This is a genomic window from Flavobacterium gillisiae (assembly GCF_900107635.1).
GTDB classification, from domain to species: Bacteria; Bacteroidota; Bacteroidia; order Flavobacteriales; family Flavobacteriaceae; genus Flavobacterium; species Flavobacterium gillisiae.
This window is the reverse complement of the sequence record NZ_FNRD01000004.1, coordinates 34,494-46,353: the sequence shown is the minus strand read 5'-3', so window position 1 is coordinate 46,353 and position 11,860 is coordinate 34,494. Positions and strand designations below refer to the sequence as shown.

The window sequence follows — 11,860 nt, the reverse complement described above, 5'->3', positions numbered from 1 at the left end:
TTTTAGTTAACAACAGCCTCCACCAGGAGTACAGCTATTCGTTTGAGTTGGAATTTCAGATAGTTTTGTTTTTTGCTTTTCTTGCGGAATTCCACATGCGTCTTCTGCTAGGCAAGCGGTTTGTTTGTTCAATAGTGTAAAATCCTTTCCGTTGAATCCTAAGTCGTATTTACCAATAGTTTCTGCTTGGTACTCTACTTCTATTTCGTGGTCTTCAATTCCTAGAACTTTTTCAGATAGTGTGATAATATCCAATAGTTTCTTTGGTTTTAAACGGTGTTCAAAGTCATTGGCATCCCACAACTGGAAGTTTACCACGGTTTCGTTTCTTACTTTTCCTCCGCAGTCAATGAAGTTTTTGGTGATTAAACCTACTTCAGTAACGTGAAAATGTTCTGGTACATAAGTGCCATTTGGCAATTGGAAAGTTACATTTTCTAATGTGCTTAGCTGTTTTTTAATTTCTGATAACTTCATTATTTTATATTTTAAAAATTAACAACATTGATTTTTTTTGTTTTCTAAATAGGTGTTTACTTGGTTGAAGAAGCCACGAATTTTATTGAAGCCTTCTTCGTCTAGACAATAACAAATCGCGTTACCTTCAAAACTACCTTTGATGAGTCCGGCGTTTTTTAATTCCTTTAAGTGTTGGGATACGGTAGGTTGTGCAAGGGGCAATTCGTTTACAATATCTCCGCAAACACAGCTGTTTACTTTTATAAGATGCTGAATTATGGCAATACGAGCCGGATGGCCAATTGCTTTCGCCAAGATTGCCAACTCATTTTGCTCTTCGGTAAAATGTTCTGTTTTAGTAACTCCCATCGTTATATATTTATATTGCAATATTACGATATAGTTTGTCGACAGGCAAACTTTAGTATGATTATTTTTGTGAAACATAATAAGAGTAGTGGAGAATACTCTTGTTTAGTTGAACTAGCTAGCTCCTGGTATCTTTTTATCTCTTTTAGTTTTAACTCCTAGTAACGCGGTTTCGCTTTTTATTTGCCATAGATTTATAGATTAAAAAAATAATTTTTTGGAAATCAGTGAATCTATGGCAATTATTTTACTAGTACTAGGCTATGCTCGGAGGTAGTTTATTTCTGAACACTGCTATAGCTCAAACGTCTCTTTTGCGATAGCATGAAACCCCACACTTTTTACTTTGTGTTCAATATCTGCTAATGAAACGATTTGGTTTGTATGTACCGTAAATTCTCGAGGAAAAATTTCAGTATTGAGGATAATGTCAACAATTCCTTCTAATTCTAATAGGCTGTTTTTAATTGCTGTTAAATCGTTTTCTTCCATCGCGTTTGTTCCAAAAGTTTTACCGTGATTTCCTGGAATAACATTTTGTGATAGTAAACTCATGTTTGTATTGTTTTAAGATTAGTGAAAAAAACAAGATGAAAATAGCACCCTTTTTTAGTAGTATAAATTTAGTCATTTATTAGGTACAAACTGTAATAAGCAGGATGGTATTTTAGGTTGACATACTAGCTATTTTATTTGTAAACAAATAAGAGGTGTTGAACTTACGTCAAATGGACTTTCAGAAGAAGTGTTAATTATCTCATTGTATTTAAACAAAGATGTAACGACTGTTTTTGTAAATTAATCACTAACTTAGTGTATTATATATCAATTAGTTAAAACCTTAAGTAAGATGGAAAATAAAGATAATAAACCAAGTCCTAAATCTCAGAAAACGGAAGAAGCAGATAAAGATAAATTACCGGATTCTTTGAACTATCCGCCAAGTGAAGATATCTACAATAAAGGACATAAGGAAGGGGATATCAATCCTGCGGATATCACTAAAAAGAAAATACCAGTTGAAATTAATAACCGAACAGAATTCAATGAAAAAAATTTCGAAGAAGATATGTCAGGAGGAGATTTAGATATTCCAGGGTCAGAATTAGACGATGCGCAAGAGGAAATAGGAAGCGAGGATGAAGAAAATAACCACTACAGTATTGGCGGTGATAACCACAACGATTTGGAAGAAGACAATGGATAGTTATTGCTACTACAAAAGATCATAAAGTTCTTTTGCAGTAGCAGTTTTTTAGTGTCTACCTAAGCGATTATAAAAAAGTACGAACACTATTTTAGTGAATATTACTGTACGTATATAATGCGAAAAGCACTAATAGGAAGGTAATAACGACTGAATTAATAATGATGATAGCACTACTTTTGGCTAAGGAGACTATAAATTTGTTTCCGTAAAAACGACGGTGTGCCGGAAAGAAATAATAAATCATCCAAAATATCCCCAACGATTTTAAGCTAAAATGTACCCATTCTAGAATAGGGTTTTTCCCAAATAAGATAAATATTTTATCAATAAAAAATAGGGTCAACACCAGTAAAAGAATAAATGAAAAATAATGCAGAGTAAAGATTCCGCTATCATAGTAATACCATTTTTTCTTATCATGAAAAAGCCATAAAACAAAGGCGAAAACAGGCATGTACATAAACAATAATTTCGGTAAATTATTTGTAAATGATTCAGTGAACTTTTCTACAATTTGTTCGTTTGTATTTTCTTCTTTAACGGTTAACCATTTTTTCAGGAACCAATATTCAGTGTTGCTTACCTGTACCTTTTTACCTCCATGTTTTTGAATGGAGTCTAATTCGTTGATGGATTTGTATCCAAAATCAGCAACTTCTTTTTTCGGAATCGAATCAGTAGTTTGGGCGTTTTTTATTTTTTCAATTTTATCTGTTTGCTGTAGTATTTTTTTTATCGTGTCATTGTTCTGTTGCGATAGCAAACCGACCTTTGTTAATCCATCCACACTCTTTTCTTCTATATGCAAAGAATCTATGGTGGGTATAATTACTTGTTTTTGTTTTGTAACAGCGGCTGTAATTTCTTTTTCGGGATTGTTAGGAAATAAGGAGATCATTAAAAAAGTCACAAAACTTATAAAAATATAAAGTCTTATAGGATTTAAATAAGACAAGCGCTTTCCTGACATGTACGCTTTAGTTAAGGCGGCTGGTTTAAAAAACAAAGAAAATATTGTCTTCCAAAAGGAATTGTCGTAATGAGTTAAGTCTTCAAAAAAATGAATAAAGATATGATGAAAAGACTTGCGGCTCAATGTGTTTTCCTGTCCGCAATGTGGACAATACCGTTGGTCGGCAACATGGTTACAATTGAGGCAGGTTTTATCTAGACGTACTTTTTCTTTTGACATAGGCAGTTATTGGTAATCAATTCAAGATTGTAAATTTATTAAACTTTCAGGTCGTTCTATTATTATTTCTATAAGATTTAACATACTTCAACTTTATAAATAATATAGTAATCGACCTTGCATCAGCTATCAGAATGGTGTATTAACGATACCCTTTGAGAAGCATTAGATTATATAAAAATAGATTTTAATCTGTTGATAAATTAAAAATCGTCAGTTTTAAGTAGGTTTTAATCTAAAAATCTTCTGTCAGGTCATTAAATATTAATGCGAATCAGTGTGAAAAAATTAACTAACTAATTGTTTATATATACAGCTGATAGGTTTTATATGTCTATTGGGCTTAACTTATTGGTAATCTAATTTTTATCTCAACCCTTGATTCGCGTTATTAACTTAATAATAATGATACAATGCTACTTTATTGCACATGAAAATTAATGGGCGAAGACATTTTATAGATGATTGAGATATAGAAAGTCGTGTATGATTCTGTTTTTTGAAATGATTAATGTTGATTTAAATCCTTACAAAAGAGAAAGCCTGCAACAAAAAAATACTTTTGTTGCAGGCTTTATTTATAATTTTCGTTATTTCATTTTTTAGATTTCGCGCTTGATTTGGATTGTCAATTCAACTTTTTTAAGAGTTGATTAGTTATACACATTAGTTCCGTGTTCATGAATGTCTAAACCATCAATTTCTTCTTCTTTAGTTACTCTAAGTCCCATTGTTTTCTTTAAGATAAACAATACAATAAAAGAAGTAACGATTGCCCATGCAGCAATTGCAAAAACACCAATTGCTTGAACACCTAATTGAGCAAATCCGCCTCCGTAAAGTAAACCTCCATCAGTTGCAAAAACACCAACTAATAAAGTTCCTAGTGCACCACAAACTCCATGTACAGAAACTGCTCCAACTGGGTCATCAACTTTAAGTTTCTTGTCTATAAATTCAATTGCAAATACAACCACGGTACCGCATATTAGTCCAATAAACGCTGCTCCTACTGGGCTTACTGCTGCACAACCAGCTGTAACTCCTACAAGACCGGCTAAAACACCGTTTAAGGTCATAGAGATATCAGGTTTTCCGTAAAGGCCCCATGTTACAAACATGGCGGTCAAAGCTCCTGCTGCTGCAGCAATATTTGTTGTTATGATAATTCCGGCTACCGCATTGGCACTATCACCTGATATTGCTAATTGAGAACCAGCATTAAAACCGAACCAGCCCAACCAAAGGATAAAGACTCCTAGTGATCCTATCATTAGATTGTGACCTGGAATAGGGTTTGATAAACCATTTGTGTATTTCCCAATTCGGGGACCTACCATTATAGCAGCTACCAATGAAGCCCAACCTCCAACGGAGTGTACAACAGTTGAACCAGCAAAATCTATAAAGCCTAATTTAGTTAACCATCCATCACCTTGCCAAACCCAGTGACCTGAAATTGGATAGATAAATACGGTCATCATCAAAGAAAAGATAAGATAGGTAGAAAATTTTGTTCTTTCAGCAATCGCACCAGATACTATTGTAGCAGCAGTTGCAGCAAATACAGTTTGAAAAAACAGACTGTGCATGTCTTTTACACTGTCAAAAAACAAAGTTGGGTTTCCTATAAATGAGCCGATGGAATCTCCGTACATAATAGTGTATCCAATTGCCCAAAATCCGATGGTACCGATACAAAAGTCCATCAAGTTTTTCATTATTATATTCCCGGTGTTTTTTGATCTGGTAAATCCAGCTTCCACCAAAGTAAATCCGGCTTGCATAAAAAACACTAAAATTCCGCAGATTACCACCCACATTAAGTCTAATACAGCATTCGTATCCATAGTATATTTTTTTATTAGTTAGTTTATAGAGTTTGGTTAGTTGAGCGCGTCAGATCCTTTTTCTTTAGTTCTGATTCTATAGGTTTCTTGAATTTCAGAAACAAATATTTTACCATCACCAACCATTCCTGATGATGCCGCTTCTAAAATTGCATCTATTGTTTTCTCTAAAAATTGATCAGAAACGACAACGGAAATATATCTTCGTTGAATGTCTGTGGTACTATAGGTTATTCCTCTGTATACATGCCCTTCTTTTTCATTGCCGACTCCAGTAACATCCCAGTAGGTGAAAAAATTGACTTCGATTTTGTGTAAAGCCTCTTTAACTTCATCAAATTTTGATTTTCGAATAACAGCTTCGATTTTTTTCATTAGGTAAATAATTTAGTTAATATTGATTAATTGGTTTTGGTTGTTATGTGCTCATTAATTTAACTTTTGAAATAGGTTAAATAAATTCATTTCTTACACGATTTTTAGTAACTGATTTTGACGAATTTATTAACTTTTCTTTAAGACAAGAAAGAATAATTAATGTTTTTGATCCAATTTGGAAAGAATTATCAATTACAAAAAATGACTTCCGAATTTTAGTTATTCGGTATTTTTATAGTAAAATATCGAAATATTCATAATTGATATTTTTAATAACACCCCCTATTTTTTGAGGGTGTGTGTTTTATTTTTATTGTTTTTAGATGTTTTTATAGGTTGTAATTCCTATTTTCAGGTCAAAAATTATGTAAAATAACTGTTTGTTGTTTTTTGAGTTAAAATCAACTTGTTCTACTTTCTATTTTAGTAAAGAAAAGTTAACAGTATGTTTTTTGATTATTAGGCATAAAAAAACAGCCTTTAATCCTGATTGGACTAAAGACTGTTCTTCGATTATTAATTAAGAATTTAGGTCTTGGTAATATCTAAATATTGAGAATTAGTTTAGTGTATTTTTTCAAGTTCCAGATATAGCATACTCATTTCCTTTTCAAGTTTTTCAATTTCATTTCGCCAAAAAACAATGTTATTTGCGATTGAACTAATTTCGTCTTCTCGTTCGCTATTTGTTCTCAAAAACTGAAAGTCACGCGCGTCATTTAATTCGTTTTTTGAATTATTTAAATTGGAGTGTGTAACGGCAAGTAAATTTTTAATATCTGAAAGCCGACTATTGATTGCCAGTTTTCTTTCTTTTCCAACCCTTTCTGATTCTATTTTTTCTCGCTCAGCAATAAAACTCTTTTGATCTTCAATTTCTTGTTCTTGTATTTTATACTGCTTGTTGTTGTATTCCGTTTGATTATTTCTCTCCTCTAATTTTAAGGTTCTACTCTCTAGGATAGTATTGAAAATTAAAGTTCCAATTATTAAAACTAAAGTTCCTACGCCGATAAATAGGACGGTTTTATTTGCGCTTGCAAAACTCCGGGGCTCATTTAAAGATTTAGTTATTGAATGAGCCGAAGGAGCGACAAATGATTTTATTGGAGGAGGTGTTGAGAATAATATTTTACTTAATTCCTCTACATCGCCTGCATCTTTCCAATCTTCCATTCCTTCGCACCATACGGAAGTAGTTTTGGTTATTTTTTTTTCTTTCAGTTCGACAAAATTAAAAGGACCGCTGTCAGTAGTTCCGTCGTGTAAGTAATAGGTATTCATAGGCGTTATTTTAATTGATTCTGTTATTACTCTTTCATTTTCGTTCTTTCTACATTCTTTGGCTTAAAAAATTAATCCAAAAACATAGTTCTTATTCAGATAGTAGAAAGGACTCTATGAGAAAGCAAACAACATGCCTATTGCGATACTATATAGTAATTATATAACTATTTTCTAAAATTCTTAATTTGTGGTTTATAAAAAAGACATTGATATTCGTCGTGTTGTGACTTGAGTCATCTGGTAGCTTTTGTAGATCTTTATAAGTGTACTTTTTCGAAGAATAGTACATTAATTATACCTCAGCAATAAAAGGTTTTTTTTGTAATAAGGAGGATAGTAGACTTTAGGTTCCGGTTAGGTTTTACTGAACAATTCTATTGTTTTGGCTATAGCCTCATCAAAGTTTTCCCATGTTTTTTCTGATGTCAAATCGGTTGCTATAAATGTTTTATTGAATTTAGATAATAAGGTAAAGTAAACATAGCCACCTAGCATTAGTTGAAAAGCCGCATTAAGCGATTCGTCTTTTGTGTTAGTGGTAAATGTTTTGCCTACTTGGGCATTGAAGTACTTAAAAAGACTTTTCGTGTCCTCATTATTTTCGATTAATTGCCAGCGTAAAATTTCTTGGGTTAAAGTGTTTTCGCGTAATTCTTTGGTTCCTTCTTTAATGAAGCCTTTTAAATTTTCTAAATTATCCTTTTTTTCGTCAATGACTGAAAGGGATTTAAAGAAGTCGCCTTTTTGAGCAAAAAGCAAAAGTAGGCCTTTCATACCTCCAAAATAGCGGTAGATTAATGATTTAGAAACTCCTGCTTCCTTGGCAATGGCATTTATCCCAACTCCTTGAGGGCCTTTTTCTTTTAATATATCCAAAAAGGCTGTGTAGATCTTTTCTTCGGTAGCTGCTCTGTCTTTTTTCATTACAATTTGGATAGAGATAATACACCGCCTAATGTTATTCCGGATTCAATTATTCGGGGATAATGTTGTTGTAATAATTGGAACATATAAGGTAAGGGTACTTCATTAAAAGTTCCGTAATCTTCAAGGTACTCCATAAAAGCTTTTTTACCAGTTTGATCAAATTCTTGAAATATAGAATCGGTTTCTCCATCAAACTCTAAAACTTTTACATTGAGGAGCTCACAAAGTTCTTTGTTGAAAGCGGGTGTGGCCTTAATCCATTTATTATCTAGATAGATTTCGATATAACCATGTGGTACGAGTACATCTGAGCCAAATTTTTCAACAATCTGATCTACCGCGATGTGGTTTTTTACTTTTGCCAATCCTAATCTAGCCGGAATTTTCTCTGCTCTTAAAATCGCAATCAAAATTATTACTTTATCGATACAATGGCCACTTTTATGAGTTGTTAGCTCCGATGCGCGCCAATCTTCATTTATTAAACTAAAACGATAGGGGTAATACGGCCAGTTATCGCGAACGTATTCATAGGCTTTGATCGCAAATTCTTTAGGTGTCGGTGCTCCATCGGTGCTTAAAAAGGTATGTATAGCTTGTATCTTATTGTCTGCTAAATCGAAATGATAAGTTTCTTGTGTGTATTGCTCCATAGTGAGTAAATTATGTAACCTATTGGTTAACTGCAAAATTAATGCTTTAATAATTTAAATTAAGATAAATTGAAGTATATTTGTTACCGTATGGTAACATTTTTAAATTTATGTTACCAAGTGGTAACTTTAATTAATGAAAATGGAAGCATATATCTACGATTCAGTTCGAACACCCAGGGGAATTGGAAAAGGCAACGGCTCTTTAGCCCCAGTTAGTCCGGTTCAATTATTAACTACTTTGTTGACCGCCTTAAAAGAAAGAAACGATTTAGACACTAGTTTAGTAGAAGATTTGATAGTTGGCTGTGTGACTCAGGTTGGGGAACAAGGAGGGAATATTGCCAAAGTCGCTGCGCAGTGTTCTAATTATGGGGATCATCTCTCGGCCGTTTCCTTAAACCGCTATTGTGCTTCTGGGCTGGAAGCTATTAATCAGGCCGCAGCTATGATTAAATCAGGTTGGTCTGAGTTAATTATTGCTGGCGGAGTAGAATCCATGTCAAGAGTGCCCATGGGAATTGACGGTTCTGCTTGGTTAATGGAGCCCGATGCTGCTTTTGGACACTTTGTTCCTCAAGGAATCTCTGCCGACTTAATAGCAACGAAATATGGGTATTCTCGAAATGATGTAGATGGCTTTGCGGTAAATTCTCAAAAACGAGCTGCCTTTGCACAACAAAACGGCTTTTTTGATAAATCCATAATTCCAGTGACTGATATAAACGGCTTGGTTCATTTGGCAAAGGATGAATACATTCGAGCAAATACCACTTTAGAAATATTATCCAAATTATCGCCAGCATTTGAAAAAATGGGCGAGCAATTGTTTGATCAAATAGCCATAGATCGATACTTAGAAATCGAAAAAATAAATCATATACATCATGCCGGTAACTCCTCTGGCCTTGTTGATGGTGCTTCATTAATGTTAATTGGTTCCAAAGAAGTAGGGGAAAAACTCGGATTAAAACCAAGAGCGATAATCAGAATGGGTGCCGTATTGGGTAGTGAGCCATTGATCATGCTCGAAGGGCCTATTCCGGCGACTACAAAAGCGTTGCGAAATGCTAAAATGAAGGCGAGCGATATTGATGTTTTTGAGGTTAATGAAGCTTTTGCAGTGGTTCCCATGCGTGTGATGGATCATTTTAATATAGATCATTCCATTGTAAATGTCAACGGAGGAGCGATAGCTATGGGGCATCCGTTAGGAGCAACAGGCTGTATGATTCTGGGAACTGCCTTGGACGAATTAGAACGTCAAAATAAAAGTGCCGCTTTGGCAACTTTATGTGTTGGTGGAGGAATGGGAATAGCAACCATTATTGAACGTATTTAAAAACCAATTATCCTTTAGATTATGAATAATAAACATATAAAATATAGTATTGATACTGATGGTATTGCAATTGTTACTTGGGATGTGGCGGATTCTCCGGTAAACATCATGAATGAAGTTACTATGGCCGAATTCTTTTTAACTGTAAACCTTGCCATATCAGATGATGCCGTAAAAGGAATTATTATTGCTTCCGCCAAAAAGGATTTTATAGTCGGTGGTGATTTAAAATGGTTTTTGAATTATGACAAATCAAAAGAAGAATGTTTTGATATGCTCATGCAAACCAACACCTATTTACGGAAAATGGAGACTTGCGGCAAACCGGTTGTGGCTGCCATAAACGGTCTAGCACTTGGGGGAGGATGCGAAATAGCATTAGCCTGCCATTACCGAATCATGAGTAGCTATCCAAAAAGTTATATAGGATTGGTCGAATGTTCCGTTGGGTTATTCCCTGGAGCAGGTGGGACACAACGCTTTTTGAGAATGTTAGGTTCGCAGAAAACCATCGAATACATTACGAAATCTAAAAAACTAACTGCAGAACAAGCCTTGAAAGACGGTCTTGTCGATGAAATATGCAGTCCAGAAGATGATATCGTAATGCTGGCTAAAAACTGGATTATAACTAAGGGATCAAGCGAACAACCTTGGGACAACAAAAGATTTAAAGTTCCCGGAACTCCATTGGGTGTTGGACAAACGTCTGGAGTTACTGAATTTTTCAGTGTTTCGAATGCGATGGGGTATAAATCAACCCATGGAAATTTACCGCATATAAAAAATGTTCTAAGTGCCATTTATTATGGCGCAGCCTGTCATATTGATAAAGGATTAGAGATTGAAGCACGTTATTTTGTGGATACCTTATTCAGTAAAGAAACCAAAAATATTATCCGCGCTTCTTTTATTTTTATAAACGATGCCGCCAGAGGAAAATCAAAACCGAAAGGCTATGACCGAGTTTCTTTCAAAAAAGTAGGCGTTATAGGTGCCGGAATGATGGGGGCCGGGATTGCTTATGTAAATGCAAAGGCCGGAATTGATGTGGTGCTGAAAGATGTGAGCGTATCAAAAGCAGAAAATGGAAAAGGTTACATTAAAACACAAGAGCAAAAAAAATTAGAAAACGGATATACAACTGAAGCCAAAATAGAAGCGCTATTACAAAAAATAAAAGCTTCAGATTCAGATGCTGATTTAACGTCTTGTGATTTAATTATTGAAGCGGTTTTCGAAAACGAAAAATTAAAAAATACGATTACTATTGAAACCGAAAAAGTGATTGACGAAGCCGTAATTTATGCTTCGAATACTTCGACAATTCCCATAAGCCAACTCGCGAAAGCCTCGGTCAGACCGGATAAGTTTATTGGGTTGCATTTCTTTTCGCCTGTAGAAAAGATGCAGTTAGTAGAAGTAATTGTTGGTAAAGAAACAAGCGAAGGAACTTTGGCAGCAGCCATAGATTATGTAACTGCCATTGGGAAAGTACCCATTATCGTAAATGACGGTCGAGGTTTTTTTACTTCAAGAGTTTTTGGTAAATTTATAAATGAAGGAATTACAATGCTTACCGAAGGGGTACCGCCTGCCGTAATTGAAAATGTGGCTAAAAAGATAGGCATGCCAGTAGGTCCTTTGGCGATTTCAGATGAGATTAATTTGAAATTAATGTTGGCTATAATGAGCGAAGATCCCAATTTAACGCCTCATGAGATTGATTTACGAAGGACTTTGGTTACTATTATTGAAACGCATGGACGAACAGGTAAAAAAGAAGGGAAAGGCTTTTATGATTATCCAATAAATGAAAAGAAATCAATTTGGAAAGAATGGTCAAAAATTTATCCTCCTCAAGCCAGTTATGATGAAGAAGAAGTAGGCAGAAGATTGTTATTTGCTATGGTTATAGATGCTTACAAATGTTTAGACTCCGGAGTGCTTCAAGAACCTAAAGATGCTGATGTAGGTTCGATTTTAGGATTAGGGTTTCCAATACACACGGGAGGAGTGATGTCGTACATTGATTATGTAGGAGCCAAGGAATTTGCTTTGTATAGTGCCAAATTAGAAGCGAAGTACGGAGAGCGATTTAAGATACCCGAAAGTTTACAAGAACGAATTAAAAGCGCAGGAACCGGCCGGGTTTTCTACGAGAACTAAAAATAGACCAACTAAAAAACTAAA

The 11,860-nt window shown here is 34.5% G+C and carries 12 protein-coding genes; 3 read left to right on the top strand and 9 right to left on the bottom strand.

Going from position 1 to position 11,860, the window contains the following annotated elements:
- Window positions 1-6: 6 nt before the first annotated feature.
- The 3 genes from BLV35_RS06870 to BLV35_RS06860 all read right to left on the bottom strand — a co-directional run bounded on the left by BLV35_RS06870 (window position 7) and on the right by BLV35_RS06860 (window position 1,383).
- Window positions 7-477 (bottom strand): DUF6428 family protein, encoded by a 471-nt coding sequence (locus tag BLV35_RS06870; protein WP_091086886.1) that lies wholly within the window; start codon window positions 475-477, stop codon window positions 7-9.
- An 18-nt stretch (window positions 478-495) separates the two neighbouring features.
- Window positions 496-828, bottom strand: coding sequence for an ArsR/SmtB family transcription factor (locus tag BLV35_RS06865; protein WP_091086883.1), 333 nt, complete (start codon window positions 826-828; stop codon window positions 496-498).
- A gap of 294 nt (window positions 829-1,122) precedes the next feature.
- Window positions 1,123-1,383, bottom strand: a complete 261-nt coding sequence (locus tag BLV35_RS06860; RefSeq protein WP_091086879.1) for a heavy-metal-associated domain-containing protein — start codon at window positions 1,381-1,383, stop codon at window positions 1,123-1,125.
- Between the two features lie 295 nt (window positions 1,384-1,678).
- Between BLV35_RS06860 and BLV35_RS06855 the strand changes: the two genes are divergently transcribed.
- Complete coding sequence (locus BLV35_RS06855) at window positions 1,679-2,035, top strand: hypothetical protein (RefSeq protein WP_091086876.1); 357 nt, start codon at window positions 1,679-1,681, stop codon at window positions 2,033-2,035.
- A 91-nt stretch (window positions 2,036-2,126) separates the two neighbouring features.
- Here BLV35_RS06855 and BLV35_RS06850 read toward each other — a convergent pair whose 3' ends face one another.
- The 6 genes from BLV35_RS06850 to BLV35_RS06825 all read right to left on the bottom strand — a co-directional run bounded on the left by BLV35_RS06850 (window position 2,127) and on the right by BLV35_RS06825 (window position 8,325).
- Entirely contained in the window at window positions 2,127-3,230 is a 1,104-nt protein-coding gene (locus BLV35_RS06850) for a DUF3667 domain-containing protein (RefSeq protein WP_091086872.1), read from the bottom strand.
- A gap of 653 nt (window positions 3,231-3,883) precedes the next feature.
- Complete coding sequence (locus BLV35_RS06845) at window positions 3,884-5,080, bottom strand: ammonium transporter (protein ID WP_091086868.1); 1,197 nt, start codon at window positions 5,078-5,080, stop codon at window positions 3,884-3,886.
- Window positions 5,081-5,116: 36 nt separating this feature from the next.
- Window positions 5,117-5,455 (bottom strand): P-II family nitrogen regulator, encoded by a 339-nt coding sequence (locus BLV35_RS06840; protein WP_091086863.1) that lies wholly within the window; start codon window positions 5,453-5,455, stop codon window positions 5,117-5,119.
- A 567-nt stretch (window positions 5,456-6,022) separates the two neighbouring features.
- The gene (locus BLV35_RS06835; RefSeq protein WP_091086860.1) at window positions 6,023-6,742 is read right to left on the bottom strand and encodes a DUF4339 domain-containing protein; all 720 of its coding nucleotides are present in this window, start codon (window positions 6,740-6,742) and stop codon (window positions 6,023-6,025) included.
- Window positions 6,743-7,099: 357 nt separating this feature from the next.
- Window positions 7,100-7,669 (bottom strand): TetR/AcrR family transcriptional regulator, encoded by a 570-nt coding sequence (locus BLV35_RS06830; protein ID WP_091086856.1) that lies wholly within the window; start codon window positions 7,667-7,669, stop codon window positions 7,100-7,102.
- Window positions 7,669-8,325: a transglutaminase-like domain-containing protein gene (locus BLV35_RS06825; protein WP_091086853.1), complete on the bottom strand. Its 657-nt coding sequence runs from the start codon at window positions 8,323-8,325 to the stop codon at window positions 7,669-7,671. The genes BLV35_RS06830 and BLV35_RS06825 overlap by 1 nt, the downstream gene beginning before the upstream one ends.
- Window positions 8,326-8,467: 142 nt before the next feature.
- Between BLV35_RS06825 and BLV35_RS06820 the strand changes: the two genes are divergently transcribed.
- Window positions 8,468-9,667 carry an acetyl-CoA C-acetyltransferase gene (locus BLV35_RS06820; protein ID WP_091087656.1) on the top strand — a complete coding sequence of 400 codons (1,200 nt, stop codon included), beginning with the start codon at window positions 8,468-8,470 and terminating at the stop codon, window positions 9,665-9,667.
- Between the two features lie 21 nt (window positions 9,668-9,688).
- Window positions 9,689-11,836 (top strand): 3-hydroxyacyl-CoA dehydrogenase NAD-binding domain-containing protein, encoded by a 2,148-nt coding sequence (locus BLV35_RS06815; protein WP_091086850.1) that lies wholly within the window; start codon window positions 9,689-9,691, stop codon window positions 11,834-11,836.
- The last annotated feature ends 24 nt before the right edge of the window (window positions 11,837-11,860 follow it).

Bases quoted from the DNA above. Each gene is read 5' to 3' on its own strand.
- BLV35_RS06870 (WP_091086886.1), bottom strand. From the start codon at position 477: ATGAAGTTATCAGAAATTAAAAAACAGCTAAGCACATTAGAAAATGTA.
- BLV35_RS06865 (WP_091086883.1), bottom strand. From the start codon at position 828: ATGGGAGTTACTAAAACAGAACATTTTACCGAAGAGCAAAATGAGTTG.
- BLV35_RS06860 (WP_091086879.1), bottom strand. From the start codon at position 1,383: ATGAGTTTACTATCACAAAATGTTATTCCAGGAAATCACGGTAAAACT.
- BLV35_RS06855 (WP_091086876.1), top strand. From the start codon at position 1,679: ATGGAAAATAAAGATAATAAACCAAGTCCTAAATCTCAGAAAACGGAA.
- BLV35_RS06850 (WP_091086872.1), bottom strand. From the start codon at position 3,230: ATGTCAAAAGAAAAAGTACGTCTAGATAAAACCTGCCTCAATTGTAAC.
- BLV35_RS06845 (WP_091086868.1), bottom strand. From the start codon at position 5,080: ATGGATACGAATGCTGTATTAGACTTAATGTGGGTGGTAATCTGCGGA.
- BLV35_RS06840 (WP_091086863.1), bottom strand. From the start codon at position 5,455: ATGAAAAAAATCGAAGCTGTTATTCGAAAATCAAAATTTGATGAAGTT.
- BLV35_RS06835 (WP_091086860.1), bottom strand. From the start codon at position 6,742: ATGAATACCTATTACTTACACGACGGAACTACTGACAGCGGTCCTTTT.
- BLV35_RS06830 (WP_091086856.1), bottom strand. From the start codon at position 7,669: ATGAAAAAAGACAGAGCAGCTACCGAAGAAAAGATCTACACAGCCTTT.
- BLV35_RS06825 (WP_091086853.1), bottom strand. From the start codon at position 8,325: ATGGAGCAATACACACAAGAAACTTATCATTTCGATTTAGCAGACAAT.
- BLV35_RS06820 (WP_091087656.1), top strand. From the start codon at position 8,468: ATGGAAGCATATATCTACGATTCAGTTCGAACACCCAGGGGAATTGGA.
- BLV35_RS06815 (WP_091086850.1), top strand. From the start codon at position 9,689: ATGAATAATAAACATATAAAATATAGTATTGATACTGATGGTATTGCA.